This is a genomic window from Chryseobacterium sp. MMO-72 (assembly GCF_037146035.1).
In the GTDB taxonomy this organism is placed as follows: Bacteria; Bacteroidota; Bacteroidia; order Flavobacteriales; family Weeksellaceae; genus Chryseobacterium; species Chryseobacterium indicum.
In genome coordinates, this window is sequence record NZ_JBBCWG010000006.1 from 208,585 (window position 1) to 223,717 (window position 15,133).

Below are 15,133 nucleotides of genomic sequence, written 5' to 3' on the forward strand. Positions count from 1 at the left end.
TTTACGGATTCTGCGTTTAAAAATAAACGATAAACCAGAAGTTCTTTAGAAAACTAAAAAACAATAACCTAAGAGAATGAGAGAAAAGACTGTATTTGATTTTGTGGCAGATCCTACAAAAGAAAATTTTTTAAAACACAGAGAATTGATTATCACTAATCCAGATTACGATCCTGATTCTGATGATTTGGAAATCATGAAAAAACTATATGAAAATAAGGAATATGATAAATTGAATTATTACGTTACCATTAATGTTTTATTAAGTCCAAGAGCACATTTTTTAAAATTTATTTCTTTAAATGAGATAGGAAATACAAAAGCCGCAGAAAGTATAGTATTTATCTGTCATAATATTCTAAATTGTATAGAAAAAACAGGAGACGGAACCATAGAAAATCCTTATATTGTTATCAGGGCTTCTGATGAAGATGACCTTCTGGAGCTTCGTTTAAGCAAAAAATATCTTCAGAAAAGATTAATTCAGCATGAAGATAAATATTTAGATGTATTAACTCTTGAAGACGGTTCTGAATTGTATTTTGATGTTACTGATGCTTATAAGAGGTCTAAATTTCTCTTGGATAAAGAAAAATCGGAAGGAAAAAGGGCAGAAAAGCCGAAAAAGAAAAGCTGGTGGAATTTTTTAAGTAAAAACTAAATATGGAAATAAATACAGCTTTCGCTCTTGGCATCATTTTTTCGACTTACGGTTTTCTGTTCTGCATTTTTGCTTATTATTTGAGCAGCAGATTTTTAAAGCTGAAAGTAGATGAAGTGCACGTATTTTCAACATTCGGTAAACCTCTTTATTCCTACAGCCTAAAAAACGGAGTAAAAATAAACTTTGGTTATATTCCTTTTAATTATGGTCTTAAATTCCATCTTGAAGATTTTTCATTAGATTCTCCTGAAGGAAAAAGATATTTCAGAAATTTTGCTAAAAATATATCTTTGTTGCAGGTGGTCACAATGGTTTTAATTATTGTAGTCGGAAGCTTTGTAAGCCTCATGTATGGATATAACCCGATAACTATTTTCACAGATTTGATAGAAAATTTTTATGATCTTATAGCGGGAAAGCAGAGTTTCTCAGAATTTAAAGCTATGGTAAACAGCCAATATATAACGTATGGGAAGTATTTTTATCTGTTTTTTGCGGCAATGACGTATTTTGTTTTTGTATCATTTCTTTTGGCATTAGCACCATTTTCGGTTTTTACCAATATACTTGTGATGTTTTTGATTTTAGGATCTTATGTTGTAATGGGGCTCAAATATTTTGAACTGCCGATTAGCTTTTATATAGATCTGCTGATATCAATTACCGTAAGCGGGTTTTTATATTTTTTATCATTAAGATTTTTCATTAAATAAATTAATTATAAATCTTTATTTACTTTGTTAAGTGAAATGCCTTTGCGAACTTAAAAACAGTAAATAATTAAAAAAAACTTTGCAGACTTTGCGTTAAAAACCTAAAATCACGCAAAAAATTAAACAATTAAGAATAGGTAAGCAAATTAAAGGCAAGCTTAAGAAATTTATTTCTCTTAACTAATCTTAAACCCTTAATCAATCTTAATGGTTAAAATATATAGAAAGTAAATAAAAACTTTGTTTCCTTTGCTAAGTGAATAGTTTATACTGAGCTTGTCGAAGTACCTTTGTGAACTTAAAAACAGTTAGTTGATAAAAAAACTTTGTGGACTTTGTGTTAAAAACAATGTTTTTTCAAAAAGACAAAAAAACAATAACCAATAAATGGAAACCTACGAAAAAGTATTTGAATTTTTAAGCGATCCTACCAGAGAAACTTTTCTGAAGTGTAGAGAACTCGTAATCAACGATCCGGAATATGATCCTTATTCTGAAGATACAGGAAATGTTCAGAAATTATTAAATGAAGGAAAATTTCAGGAAGTCGTAAAATATGTAAACGTGAATATTTTGCTCAGTCCGAGTGTTCATATCTTTAAATATTTTGCCTATAAAGAATTGGGCGACGAAAAAGCAATGAATATTGAAATGACCATTGCAAAGATCATTTTTGAATGTATCGAAAAAACCGGTGACGGTACAGAAGATTCACCTTACATTGTTACGAGAATTTCTGATGAAAGAGATCTCATAAGGTATCACTTCAATAAAGAAGATACGATGCAGAGGCTCGTTAAAGGAGAAGATAAAATAATGGATGTTCTCACGCTGAACGACGGTTCCAAAGTTTACTTCGATATTTCTGTTCCTTACCACAGAATTGCTTTCTCATTCAACAAAAGAAATGCAAAGGCAGAAAAAACAGAAAAGCCAAAAAAGAAAAGCTGGTGGAATTTTTTTAATAAAAACTGAATATGGAAATAAACTCGGCACTTATAACAGGAATTCTTATTGCTTCCTATATGTTTTTATTCTGTGTTATTCCGTACTATATCAATAAATTTTTATTGAAGGAAGACATAAAAGGCATCTCTATGCTGATGCATTTTGGTAAACCTTTATACAGTTACACCTTAAAGAATGGCATTAAAATCAATTTCGGATATATTCCCGGAAGTTCGATAGAATTTAAAGATGAAGAGAATCTGGATGATGAAGAGATCTTAAAAAATGCCCGGAAAAGATCAAGTAAAATTAATTATATCTATCATGCTTTACTTGTTTTTGTACTTTTTTCGGTAGCTTTAATTTTGGGATATAATCCTGTTAAAATTTGCAGAGAGATTTTAGTAATTGCTTATGAACTGATTACGAAAAAGATAGATTATAATCAACTGATTCCTGTTGTTGCAAAAAATTATCAGATGTATGGAAGAGTATTCTTTCTGTGCTTTGTCGTTTTATTGCTGATGATTATTTCTTTGCTGTCAAATTCAATATCATCACTTTGGAAATATTTGGGATTTATAAGTCTGGGTATTCTGATTGTGCTTTATTTTGTATATGATTTGACTTTTTTTATGTTTCCGCTATCATTTTATATTGATATTTTACTTGCAATGACCATAAGCCAGTTTATCTACTTTTTCCTGTTAAGATTTTTTATTAAATAAAACTAAAACTTTTAATTTGAAGAAAAATAACAATAAATTTAGACCTTTGCTCGCTTTGTTAAGTGGATAGTTTATAGGCAAGCTTAAGAAATTTATTTCTCTTAACTAATCTTAAACCCTTAATAAATCTTAACGGTTAAAATATATAGAAAGTAAATAAAAACTTTGTTTCCTTCGTTAAGTGAATAGTTTATACTGAGCTTGTCAAACTACCTTTGCGAACTTAAAAACAGTGAGTAGTTAAATAAACTTTGCGGTCTTTGCGTTCAAAACCAAAAATCACCGCAAAAAATTAAACCATTAAGAATAGGTAAGAAGTTAAGACGAATTAAGAATTTGCAAGCAAATTAAAGACAAGCTTAAGAAATTTATTTCTCTTAACTAATCTTAAACCCTTAATCAATCTTAATGGTTAAAATATATAGAAAGTAAATAAAAACTTTGTGGACTTTGTGTTAAAAAGCAGTTCAAAAAAACAATAATTTTCGTCAAAAAAGAAAAATAACAATAAATTTAGACCTTTGCTTGCTTTGTTAAATGAATAGTTTATGCTGAGCTTGTCGAAGTACCTTTGCGAACTTAAAAACAGTTAGTAGTCAAAAAAACTTTGTGGACTTTGCGTTAAAAAACAATTGCGATTAAAAAAAGAAGTCAAAAATTATAACATACAAACAAATGACTCAGAATATAGAAAAATTAAACACCGTTCTTAACCACGTAAAAGAAACCTTTGTCGGGAAAAATGATGTCGTCGATTTATTGGGAATCTGTCTTCTGGCAAGAGAAAACGCCTTTTTGTACGGACCTCCCGGAACCGCAAAATCTGCCATTGTAAGAACGTTGGCAAAAACCGTGAAAGACGGAAAAAACTTCGAATATTTATTAACCCGTTTCACAGAACCGAACGAAATTTTCGGTCCTTTTGATATCAGAAAATTAAAAGAAGGAGAATTATTAACCAACACTGAAGGAATGATGCCCGAAGCATCCATGGTTTTTCTGGATGAGATTTTCAATGCCAATTCAGCCATTCTGAATTCCCTTTTGATGGCTTTAAATGAAAAGATTTTTAAAAGAGGAAAAGAAACCAAACACCTTCCTGCGCTCATGTTCGTGGGAGCGAGTAACGTTCTTCCTGAAGACGAAGCATTGAATGCCCTGTTCGACCGTTTTCTCATCAGAATTAATGTAGATTATGTACATCCCGACCTTCTTCATCAGGTGCTTTTAGCCGGGAGAAAATTGGAAAATAATACCGAAACAGAAACTCCCGAAATTCTTTCCCACGAAATAAAAGAACTTCAGAATTTGTGTAAAACAGTCGATTTAAGACCCATTTACGAAGTCTATTTAAACACGATCATCAGTCTCCGAAATACAGGAATTGCCATTTCCGACCGTAGAGCCGTTAAATTGCAGAACCTTATCGCGGCAAGTGCTTTAATTTGTGGCAGAAATGAAGCGATTTTATCAGATTTATGGGTGCTGAAACATATTTGGGACACCGAAGAACAGATTGAAATTCTCGAAGGAATCATCAACAGAACGATTGAAAAAGATGACCATCCGAAATCTCATCCGCAGGCATTGCAAAACAAAACGCCGAATCCGGAAGAAGTGATGAAAGACGTAAAAATCTTAGTCGAAAAATGGAATCAGGGATCTTTGAGTTTTGAAGAGCAGAACGTCATCAAAGATAAATTAAGATACCTTCAGACGCGATGCGAGTGGATCAGAAATCCTGAGCAGAAACAGTATATTCAACAGGAAATTGAAAATCTATGGCAAAAGATTCTTCAAACGGTTTAAAAGAATTCTGGGCAGAAATTCCGCGTGCAGATGAAGATGTTCTGGGCTCCATCCGCGACTGGAAAAATGTTCAGATTGCTTTAGAAGAAGATGTGGTCTGGCTGAAAGGTTTTACAGATGAACAGGCGGTTTCCTCTGAAATTCAAAAGTTGCCGAATTTCCTGCTTTATGAATTAAGAGACGGACTTTTATTCAGAAAAGACGCTTTGGTTCCCAGCAAAAAAATGAGAACGGCTTTGCTTTGGACTCCCATTGATAAAGCTTTACGATTAACTTTCCCGTCATTCAACCATAATTTTTTCGGAATTGACGGAAAAATTGAAATTAAACTGAAACCAAGCGAAGAAGAGCATCCCGCAACAGCGTTGGTATGCTCAATAAAAGAAATCAGGGAAACCTTAATCACACTGCCGAAATTTAAGCTGGAGAAAATCGACTGGATGGTGATTAATGACAATGCTTTATTTATAGGAAGTCCTTTATTAAGTTTTCCGGGAAAAACATTTTGGTCAAAAGACGGACATCTTTTACCGACAGGGTACGATTTTGAATTTAAAAACATGAGCTCTTTATTACAGAGAAAATATAACGCAGGTCGCGATCAGTGGCTTTTATGGAACGAAAACGGAAATGTTCTTTACCTAAATAAAGAAGATTTCCGCAAATTATCCGTAAGCTCTTTCAGACTGACTGAAAAATCACAGGAATGGATATAATTGCATATTTCCAATCATATATCAATTATTTCTGGGAGTGGACAACCGATGAAGATGTTCCGGACGACACCCGATATAATGAAAACAACCTTATTTCGATTCCGAATGTAGGCGCAATTGCGTACAGACCTTACGTAATGGAAATTCTTAAAGAACTTAAAGAACAGGGTCTTCCGCCTTTCGGTTCTTTATTGCTTGTTTTGTATGCGCTTCATGATGGCTACTTAAATTTAGACGGCGTTTTTTATTATCTGAACAGACAGAAAGATAATTTTGCGGAAAATGAATCCGATGTAGATCTTGCCATTAAATTTTTAGAAAATCTGAGCAGTATCGGAAGTTCTTTAAAGCGGGGACAGAATAAAATCATTCTTTTACAGACCATTTTTAAAGACAGTCACAATCGGGTTTCCTCGGTAAATTCAGGGTTAATCTTAAAAATATTTGAAACTAAGCCTCACATCATCGGCGAAGCTGCTGTTAAAAAGCCTCTAACTTCCATTGCGGTTAACAGAGATATTAAAACTTTAGCGCTTCTTCAGAATAAATTTCCGACTAGAAAATCCATCATCAATGCCATGAAAGGTTTCACAGATATTTCGGAATTGGAAGATGAAGTGGTGGAAGAAGAAACCACCGTTGAAACCAATAAAGATTTTATTCAGGAACTCATTGAAGAGCCGAAAACGTTTCAGGTCGGAAGTTTAATTAAAAGGATCTGGAGCGGTCTGAAAATCCCTATGCGTCATCTTTCGCCTGGAGAACAGCCGATTGGAGGAATCTCGGATATGACGAATAAAGGTGAACTTCACAGAATGCTTTTGTCTGAATTTGCCAATGAGGATGACATTTTCATGAACCGTGTTGCAAACAATGAAGCGTTGTTTATCCAAAGAGAAATTCCGCCCGAAGAAAATATTTTTGAAAGAATTATTTTAATTGATACTTCCCTGAAAAACTGGGGAACCCCGAAAGTTTTGGGGTTTGCATCGGCAATTGCGGTCATCAAACATCCGAAAGCACTTTCAGAATGCAAAGTTTTTGCATTGGGACAGAATATCATCCCGATGTCTCTGGATAATGTGGATGAAGTAGTGGAAAATCTCAATCATGTAAGTCCGGTTCTGGAAGTTTCAGGCGCACTTGAAAAGTTTTTTAATGAAGAACATAAAGAAAAAGATCTGGAAGTTTTTTTTATCACGAATCAGGAAAATTTAAGCCATCAAAATCTTCAGAAAATCATTCACAAAAACAGAGACCGCCTGAAATTTTTGGTGACGACTTCTGCAAACGGTGAACTGAACTTTTACAAATATCATAAAGGAACAAGAAAGCATATCCAGAAAATCATGCTTCCTTTGCAGGAATTGTGGGCAAATCCGCCGGCAAGAAGACAGAGAAGGGAAAGTAAATTTTCAGGAAACGGCAAAAAAGCAAATGTTCCGTTCAATTATCCGATTTTGTTTCCTGCGCCAATCAATAAAATTGCAACCTTTCTGTATGAAGGGGAATTTTTTATTTTAAGCAATAAAAAACAGTTGCTGAGAACCTATCTTTCAGACAATTATTACAACCGCAATTATTATGACACGTATAAAACACATCATGGCTGCGAAATTTTAATTGATGATATTTCCGTAAAGCCAAAAGGTCAGTTTGCGTTGGCAAAAAATAAGCAGGGAGACTTTATTTTATGCCAGTATCAGCCCGATAAAAAGCTGATTTCAAAATTAAATTTAAATACTAAAGAATATTCTGAGCTGAATTTGACAGGAAGAAATATACCTATTAAAAGTCAACTTATATACTTTAATAAAAGTTTTTATCTGCATTTGGATGATATTCCTTACAGCAATAAAATTGCTATAGATGGAAATGTTAGTTTTGAAGAGGCATTTGTGAATGAGAAAGAAATTTATAAAAATAATTTAAGAGTTGGATCTGAACTTAACAAATTAATCCACAGTGGATTAAAAATCCTGAATAATTTCCACAATATCGGAATCAATACAGAAAAAAAGCTAGTCATTTCAAATAATGAATTAAACAAATTATATAACGAAGATTCCATCACATTTTACAGAAATAATTATCCGCTGGAAATCTGTGCGGAGCAGAATAAAAATAAATTTACCTTTTCAGACGGAAGCGAAATTATCACGGACAATCGAGGAATGCTGACTTTTAAAAGCAGCAACAAAAATATCCCCGAATTTTATATTCCTTCCACAGAATATGGAAATCTGGCTTTGGCAACCAACACGGAATTTGGAGGCTCAGAATATTATCTGCCACAGAATACACTTTTGAAAGTGCGAACGATGAAAGAAATGTATGTTGAATATATGGAACGGTTTATAGATCAAATTTGGGAATATGGAACTTAGACTTAAACCTTTTCCGAAAAATAACTACCCCAAAAAAGGACTTTTAATCAAAGGTTCTTCACCGCTTGTATGGCTTTATGAGATGGAAATATTAGGAATAGACTTACATGAAGTTCAGTCGTTCCCGATTCCTTCCACAGAACCGAATATTTTATACGGATGTTTTTTGGTGTTTAAAAATCTTGCTCCAAACGAAATTGGCAGAAATTCTTATTTTCAATGCGTCGATAATAGATTTTTCATTCCTGAAAATACGGTCTTTTATCCGAAAGTAAATCCTGAAGAGTGGCAGAATATCGATGCGGAATATCTCATCATGCACCCCGAATTTGGTTTGGTTAAATTGAATGAAGAAATCGACTGGATCTCCATCATTCAGAATCCGGAAATCTCGGAAGATAAAGTAAGAAAGCCATCGAAAGGCGTTCAGATTCCTCAGAAAATCGAAAGTTTTACCGTTGAAATGGACGATGAAAAAGTTCTGGAATCTCTCGAAAAACCGCAAACCGAAGAAGAATGGATGAAAAACCTTCCCTTTGACATGAAAAAGGTGATGACGGGAAATAAAAAGGAAATCGAAAAATATCTAAAATATATCGAAAAATATCCTGACAGAGCAGTAGAACTTGGCGTTCCGTTGGATATTATGGGAACTTCAAGAGGTGATGGTTTCGGGATTTTTAAATTTAAAAATTCATGGCTCGAAAAACTCTTTGGTAAAAAAGAGGAAGACGATTTTAACGGAAAATCTTCCGGTAGAAATTACCGTTGGATATTCTGGGTTGTTCTTTTAATGATCGGCTTAGCCAGAGTTTTTATCAATCTTAATAAAGATAAACCGGAAGAATCTTCTAAAATTTCTTCGGGTAAAGTTCAGACTCCGGATAAAACAATGATGGCTCCCGTAGTGGCGTACAAATCAGGAGTTACCGATATTGATATGAAAATCGATTCCATGTACGGAAAAAAGCGGAGAGAACTGATGAAAGAACATATGAATGCCTCTCTAAGCATGAGCAAACCGGGTGAAAAAAGTTATCAGGAATATCTCAAGAATGGAGGAAGACCGCTTAATAAAATTCAGAATGATATTTTTAAGCTGAATGATAAAACAGATGCGGCAACCGATTCATTAAAAAGAGTGTATCGAAAGAAAATTGTAAAATATCTGGCTCAGAATGAAGGAAAAATCAGAGAGAAAATTAAAGATTCCATTCAGAAATCAGGTTCAGGAAAACCTGCCGATGAAGGAGTTGTAAAAACCATTATGAAAAAGAAAGCCATTTTGGTGGAAGACTCATTGGGAAGGCTGTACGGAACGAAAGAACTTCCACAGACTCCGCCTGCTATTTCGACACTGAACGCTGAAAAAAGTAATCCGGAAGAAAAAAGCACCTCTTTTGCTGAGATTTTCTGGCTTATTGTTGCCATGACAGGTGCGGTAGGACTGTATTCTTTCTTCGTCAATAGAAAATCACTGAATATAGGCGGTGAAAATGTTCCGGCGGGAACCAAGATTTTCCTAATGATTATTTTGGTTGCCATGTTGGCGTATATTTTCTATCCGCTGATCGCAATGTTCGGGTACAATTGGTTTGTATGGATCCTTATTATCGGCATTGTATTGCTTCTTTACCGTCTTTTCAGCGAAGATGAAACTATTTTTAATTCAGACAAAGATGAATAGACAGAAATTTACAGATAAATTCTTGGCGGCATTTTTTATTCTCGCCATCATCAAAATGATAGGAATTCTGGCGCAGCTGTTCCATCAGAGTTTTTGGAGTGTAGTAGGAACTTTGGTGATTTTTGCCATTGTTGCGTTCATCATTTTTGTGGTACTCATGCAGTTGGAAAAAAAGGAAAAAGAAAGCAACTCTTCGGGAAAAGGCAGAAACGGAGGAGGGAATTTTTATCTGGAAGCATCCCTTTTCGATAAGATCAGGAATAAATACGAAGAACTGGCTCAGAAATACATCAGTGAAAAAGATTATAAAAGAGCGGCAAAAGTATACATGAACTTGATGAAAGATTACTATCGCGGGGCAAAAACACTGGAAGACGGAGGCTTATACAACGAAGCGGCGGTTATTTATCTTAAAAAATTAAAGAATAAATCGGAAGCTGCAAACTGCTACGAAAAAGCAAAGCAGTATAAAAAAGCAATCGATTTGTACAAAGAACTCGAACAGAAAGAAAAAGTAGGCGATCTCTACAGGAAAATGAATGATGCCAAAAATGCCAATATCTATTATCAGATGGTGGTGGACGATTATGTAAACAACAGTCAGATGGTAAAAGGTTCTTTAATTTACCGTAAAAAAATGGAATTGCCAGATGAAGCACAGAAAATTCTGCTGAAAGGCTGGGAAGAAGACCGTGATGCTTTTAACTGTCTCAATAACTATTTTGCCAATATTTTTGATGTGAAAAAACTCGATCAGCAAATTCAGGAACTTTATCAGAAAACACCTTCGGAGAAAAAGATTACTTATCTTGAAGCCATGAAACACGAATTTAAAAAAGATCCGAAACTTCAATCGACCACAAGAAATATCGCCTACGAAATCATCGCCGAAAAAGTAGCAACCCGCTCAGAAATCGTAAATGAACTGAAGTATTTCAATCCGGATGATGAAGTGATTCTGAAAGATATTTCCAGATATAAGACGGGAAGGAACAGAATATTCAGGAATTGATTTGTTTGTCATTGCGAGGAGCAAGGCGACGAAGCAATCTCAAAGTAAAAATGACATAATATAGATTGCTTCACTTTCAGTTCGCAATGACAAAATAAAAAACTTTTAATAAAAAGATTTATCTTTGCAACCATAAAATAATGACAATACAAAGAGCACATATCAGTTTAAATCTATGCGATCGCCCTGTACTAAAGGGATCGTTTGGGTATGAATGGATGATATCTTATGAGGCGAAATGTGCTTGCTTTGAAAATTATTTACTGTAAAACCGTAAAAATTTTATCAAAATACTGCAAAAACGCCTCGATTACCGAGGCGTTTTTTGTGTTTTTAGAGCAGAAATTATTTAGAATGAAAAAAAATAACCATAAAAATGAAAATTATTTAATAACAAATGAACAATTAATAAGAAAATAGAGCGTGATCAGTAAACCGATGAGAGACAGTCATTTAGGTATTTGAGACATCTGCAAAGTATTGCGGACAGAAATTCTCTATTCTAAAATTAGAACATAATTAATTGATTTTCAAATATTTAAATGAAAAATAAATTTGCGAGTTAAAAAAAATCATATTTACTTTGCAACCGAAAATTGAAAGCAACAGGTTTTCAAGCCTTTCAAAAAAACATTTTTAAAACAACAAGAATAAAATGAAACAATTACATAACATATCTAATTTATATTCAGGACAACGCGGTACAGAACCGATGGGACAAAGATATGCTTGTGTTATTCTTCTTGATAGTGAATTTGTGGGAAAAAGGTGCTTATATACATGGGTCAGCTAATGAACTGACACGTCCAGAAATATAAAGCGCCTCCCGAAAAGAGGCGCTTTTTTTATGGTATATGGTTTCTCTAGCTTATTTGGTAAAGCGTCGGTTTGTGGCACCGGAGAACAGGGTTCGATCCCCGGAGATACCCCAGAAATGTGAATAGTTAATAGTGAATTTTACTTCGTAAGTGAATTTAAAAATTGACGAGCAAGACGAATTGACGATTAACAATTCACAAATTAAAAATAATCTCATGGCTCAATTGGATAGAGCGTTGGTCTACGAAACCAAAAGTTGAAGGTTCGAGTCCTTCTGGGATTACAAAAAATGAATGGTCAATAGTGAATTTTGTTTCAAATGAATTCAAAATTAACAGGCAAAGCGAATTGACGATTGACCATTCACAACATAAAAACAATCTCATAGCTCAAATGGTTAGAGCACCGGTCTTTTAAACCGGGGGTTGAAAGTTCAAATCTTTCTGGGATTACAAAAAAAGTGAATAGTCAATTGTGAATTTTATTTCATAAGTAAATTAAAAATTGACAGGCAAAGCGAATTGACAATTGACCATTGGAGATTGATCATTCACAATACTAAGATTCCGTAGCTCAATTGGATAGAGCATGGGTTTTCTAAACCCAGGGTTACAGGTTCGAATCCTGTCGGAATCACAAAAGGAGAGTAGGCAAATATTGGTTTGTTGCGGCTTATTGCTAATGAGTTCTACGACAGTAGTGAAGGTTCGATTCCTTTGCTCTCCGCAAAAGGTCTATTGAGGTAATGGTTAACCTTCCCGACTGTCTCTCGGGCACTGCGAGTTCGATTCTCGCATAGACCGCAAAGATTCACGGAAAACTTCTGCTCCGGCTGTCTCCCGGAAAAGAAAATGAAAGTGAATCTGCAAAACTGGAAAGATAACGGTGGTTGTTTACCCGCCTTGGACGCGGGAGGTCGCAGGTTCGAACCCTGCTTTCCAGACAGTTTGCTCCATTAGCATAGAGGTTAGTGCATTCGGCTTTCTACCGAACGACAAGGGTTCGATTCCCTTATGGAGTACAAAAAAGTGAATAGTCAATGGTGAATTTACTTCGTAAGTGAATTTTAAAATTGATGAACAAATGGGACTGACAATTGATTATTCACCAAATTAAAAACGATTTCGTAGCTCAATGGGTTAGAGTATCGGTTTCATAAGCCGAAGGTTGAAGGTTCGAGTCCTTCCGAAATTACAGAAAAGTGAATAGTCAATGGTGAATTTACTTCGTAAGTGAATTTAAATTGACAAGCAAAGCGAATTGATAACTGACTATTCACAATTCAAACTAAGTTAATTGTTTCAAAGAGAAAAAGAAAAGGCTTGTCGAGAGAAGAAGATCTTTAGCCAAAAAAACACGATATAATATAGACAGGCTTTTTCTTAACTCAACTGAAAATGGATGAAAAAAGTTGTGACATAATATAAATTTTTAGAGAAAATAAAGTTTGTCAAAGCGCAGAAGTTCTTATATCAAACAAAAAAATAAGACAGACTTTATTTTTTAATGAAAATTTAAATAAAAAAAAATAATCAGAATATTGGGAAATTACTCATTACCCATTACTGATTACTCATAAAAACGATGGTTCGCCGAAGTGGAAGAGTCGGGGCGGTCTGCAAAACCGTTGCGTAAGCTGAGTGGGTTTGAATCCCATAACCATCTCAAATAACTAAAATGAGATTAGTTCCGAAGAAAGAAAAAGTTTGTCGAGCGCAGAAGTTCTTACATCAAACTAAAAATTAAGACAGGCTTTGTTTTTCTTCAAAAATTAAAGATTAAAAAGTTAGTTGGAAAATATTACTTATTACCAATTACTTATTACTCATGAAAAAAGGGAAGTACGCCGAAGCTGGAGAGTCGGGGCAGACTGTAAATCTGTTGCTTCATTGCTGAGTAGGTTCGAATCCTGCTACTTCCACCAAACCGCTGATAATGTAATGGCAGCATGCAGGAAATGTACTCTTGTTGTTCAGGTTCGACTCCTGGTCAGATGGTCAAAAAAAAGTGAATGGTGAATAGTCAATTGTCAATTTAAAAAAATGACCGTAAAGAAATTGACGATTAACAATTCACAACAAAAACGCTCTATTCGTCTAACGGTTCAGGACGCCTGCCTTTCGAGCAGAAAACAAGGGTTCGATTCCCTTATAGAGTACAGGAAAGTGAAAAGGTGAATGGTGAATTTTGCTCCACAAGTGAATTTAAGAATTGACTACGAAATAAATTGACGATTGACAATTCACAAAGAAATAGGTTAAATGGAAAGAGAAAGGTCTGTCGAGCGCAGAAGATCTTTAAAAAAACATTACAGGCATAGTTTATAAATATAGACAGGCTTTTCTCGAACCTAAAAATATAAGTAATAAGTAATTAGCAATGAGTAATTATTTAAGGTTAATACGAATTATAAATTTATAGAAGATAATTTTTATTACTGATTACCAATTACTCATTACTAATGAAATCCGCGGGAATGGTGGAATTGGCAGACACACTTGATTTAGGCTCAAGGTTTTGGGGGTTCGAATCCCTCTTCCCGTACAGAATATAAGTAATCGGTAATAAGCAATGGGTAATAAATTGCAGGCAAAAAATATTATTGATTACCAATTACTCATTACCTATAAAATTGGAAGAGTGGTGTAGCAGGTCTGCACGTTAGTCTGAAAAACTAAAGGTACAGGTTCGATTCCTGTCTGTTCCACGAGATATCAGTAATAAGTAATGTGCAATAAGTAATGAATTATGCGCAAAAAAAATTACTAATTACCTATTACTCATTACTTATAAAATTGATTCATAGTGTAATTGGTCAGCACACAAGACTTTGACTCTTGTTGTTCAGGTTCGAGTCCTGATGAATCAACAAAAACTACTCCGATAGTGTAATGGCAGCATCTCAGTCTCCAAAACTGATGGTATTGGTTCGAGTCCGGTTCGGAGTGCAGGAATGTTAATGGTCAATGGTGAATTTGCTTCACAAGTGAATTTAAAAAGCTTTGTGTTCTTAGCTGAGTGAAACGCCTTTGCGAACTTTAATAGAAGTGAGTAGTAAAAAATCTTTGCGGACTTTGCGTTAAAAAAGCACTCTGCCAGATTACAGATATTCAAATAATAATTAATAAAAATTTAAACAAAACAAAAAACATGTAGAAAAAATGGAAACGCAACAACAAGTATGGCAGAACATGACAGGGAAAATTTTCCAAAACTCTATCACACAGCTGGTAGAAGAAGCCATCATCCGCGAACAGGCTAATGGACACCGACTGAAGGTTTGTGTAGGTTCAGACTCCCATGTATACGGGGATGCCATTAATTATGCTACGGCAGTAGTATTTATTCGTGAGGGAAAAGGAGCGTTTACCTTTATCAGAAAAGAAAGAGAAATACAGACTATCAGTATCAAAGAACGTATGCTGAACGAGGTTAACAAATCCGTAGAAATTGCTTACGCCATTTGCGCTGTTCTGGATGCTTATGGAGTGGAAATGGAGGTACATGCAGACATTAATACCGATCCGGATTTCAAATCCAATGTTGCCTTAAGAGACGCAATGGGATATATTCTTGGAATGGGATATGTGTTTAAAGCAAAACCTTACGCCTTCGCAAGTTCCAATTGTGCTGATATGTTGGTGTGATAA

At 34.5% G+C, this 15,133-nt stretch carries 10 protein-coding genes and 16 tRNA genes; all 26 read left to right on the forward strand.

Annotated features, from left to right (window positions below; genetic code table 11):
• Window positions 1–76: 76 nt before the first annotated feature.
• The 26 genes from WFH39_RS10870 to WFH39_RS10995 all read left to right on the forward strand — a co-directional run bounded on the left by WFH39_RS10870 (window position 77) and on the right by WFH39_RS10995 (window position 15,130).
• The gene (locus WFH39_RS10870; protein WP_336689914.1) at window positions 77–661 is read left to right on the forward strand and encodes a DUF4919 domain-containing protein; all 585 of its coding nucleotides are present in this window, start codon (window positions 77–79) and stop codon (window positions 659–661) included.
• 2 nt (window positions 662–663) lie between these two features.
• The gene (locus WFH39_RS10875; protein ID WP_336689915.1) at window positions 664–1,377 is read left to right on the forward strand and encodes a hypothetical protein; all 714 of its coding nucleotides are present in this window, start codon (window positions 664–666) and stop codon (window positions 1,375–1,377) included.
• A gap of 387 nt (window positions 1,378–1,764) precedes the next feature.
• The gene (locus WFH39_RS10880) at window positions 1,765–2,352 is read left to right on the forward strand and encodes a DUF4919 domain-containing protein (RefSeq protein WP_336689916.1); all 588 of its coding nucleotides are present in this window, start codon (window positions 1,765–1,767) and stop codon (window positions 2,350–2,352) included.
• 2 nt (window positions 2,353–2,354) lie between these two features.
• The gene (locus WFH39_RS10885; RefSeq protein WP_336689917.1) at window positions 2,355–3,053 is read left to right on the forward strand and encodes a hypothetical protein; all 699 of its coding nucleotides are present in this window, start codon (window positions 2,355–2,357) and stop codon (window positions 3,051–3,053) included.
• Between the two features lie 675 nt (window positions 3,054–3,728).
• Window positions 3,729–4,862 (forward strand): AAA family ATPase, encoded by a 1,134-nt coding sequence (locus tag WFH39_RS10890; RefSeq protein ID WP_288460084.1) that lies wholly within the window; start codon window positions 3,729–3,731, stop codon window positions 4,860–4,862.
• Window positions 4,835–5,578 (forward strand): hypothetical protein, encoded by a 744-nt coding sequence (locus tag WFH39_RS10895; protein WP_336689918.1) that lies wholly within the window; start codon window positions 4,835–4,837, stop codon window positions 5,576–5,578. The genes WFH39_RS10890 and WFH39_RS10895 overlap by 28 nt, the downstream gene beginning before the upstream one ends.
• Window positions 5,569–7,965, forward strand: coding sequence for a hypothetical protein (locus tag WFH39_RS10900; protein WP_336689919.1), 2,397 nt, complete (start codon window positions 5,569–5,571; stop codon window positions 7,963–7,965). Before WFH39_RS10895 ends, WFH39_RS10900 begins: the two co-directional genes overlap by 10 nt.
• On the forward strand, window positions 7,955–9,652 hold the full coding sequence (locus WFH39_RS10905) for an APC family permease (RefSeq protein WP_336689920.1): 1,698 nt from the start codon (window positions 7,955–7,957) through the stop codon (window positions 9,650–9,652). The genes WFH39_RS10900 and WFH39_RS10905 overlap by 11 nt, the downstream gene beginning before the upstream one ends.
• Window positions 9,645–10,664 (forward strand): tetratricopeptide repeat protein, encoded by a 1,020-nt coding sequence (locus WFH39_RS10910; protein WP_336689921.1) that lies wholly within the window; start codon window positions 9,645–9,647, stop codon window positions 10,662–10,664. The genes WFH39_RS10905 and WFH39_RS10910 overlap by 8 nt, the downstream gene beginning before the upstream one ends.
• Before the next feature lie 857 nt (window positions 10,665–11,521).
• Window positions 11,522–11,595: transfer RNA gene (locus WFH39_RS10915), tRNA-His, on the forward strand.
• Between the two features lie 97 nt (window positions 11,596–11,692).
• Window positions 11,693–11,766 (forward strand) — tRNA-Arg (locus tag WFH39_RS10920).
• A 95-nt stretch (window positions 11,767–11,861) separates the two neighbouring features.
• Window positions 11,862–11,935, forward strand: a tRNA-Lys gene (locus WFH39_RS10925).
• 110 nt (window positions 11,936–12,045) lie between these two features.
• Window positions 12,046–12,119: transfer RNA gene (locus WFH39_RS10930), tRNA-Arg, on the forward strand.
• Between the two features lie 5 nt (window positions 12,120–12,124).
• A tRNA-Ser gene (locus tag WFH39_RS10935) sits at window positions 12,125–12,209 on the forward strand.
• 5 nt (window positions 12,210–12,214) lie between these two features.
• Window positions 12,215–12,286: transfer RNA gene (locus tag WFH39_RS10940), tRNA-Asp, on the forward strand.
• 68 nt (window positions 12,287–12,354) lie between these two features.
• Window positions 12,355–12,426, forward strand: a tRNA-Pro gene (locus WFH39_RS10945).
• Between the two features lie 6 nt (window positions 12,427–12,432).
• Window positions 12,433–12,504: transfer RNA gene (locus tag WFH39_RS10950), tRNA-Glu, on the forward strand.
• A 99-nt stretch (window positions 12,505–12,603) separates the two neighbouring features.
• A tRNA-Met gene (locus tag WFH39_RS10955) sits at window positions 12,604–12,677 on the forward strand.
• 389 nt (window positions 12,678–13,066) lie between these two features.
• Window positions 13,067–13,148 (forward strand) — tRNA-Cys (locus tag WFH39_RS10960).
• 172 nt (window positions 13,149–13,320) lie between these two features.
• Window positions 13,321–13,407: transfer RNA gene (locus WFH39_RS10965), tRNA-Tyr, on the forward strand.
• A gap of 161 nt (window positions 13,408–13,568) precedes the next feature.
• Window positions 13,569–13,641, forward strand: a tRNA-Glu gene (locus WFH39_RS10970).
• A gap of 312 nt (window positions 13,642–13,953) precedes the next feature.
• A tRNA-Leu gene (locus tag WFH39_RS10975) sits at window positions 13,954–14,027 on the forward strand.
• A gap of 90 nt (window positions 14,028–14,117) precedes the next feature.
• Window positions 14,118–14,190 (forward strand) — tRNA-Phe (locus tag WFH39_RS10980).
• Window positions 14,191–14,279: 89 nt separating this feature from the next.
• A tRNA-Gln gene (locus WFH39_RS10985) sits at window positions 14,280–14,352 on the forward strand.
• A gap of 8 nt (window positions 14,353–14,360) precedes the next feature.
• A tRNA-Trp gene (locus WFH39_RS10990) sits at window positions 14,361–14,431 on the forward strand.
• 213 nt (window positions 14,432–14,644) lie between these two features.
• Window positions 14,645–15,130 carry a ribonuclease H-like YkuK family protein gene (locus WFH39_RS10995; protein WP_336689922.1) on the forward strand — a complete coding sequence of 162 codons (486 nt, stop codon included), beginning with the start codon at window positions 14,645–14,647 and terminating at the stop codon, window positions 15,128–15,130.
• Window positions 15,131–15,133 lie beyond the last annotated feature (3 nt).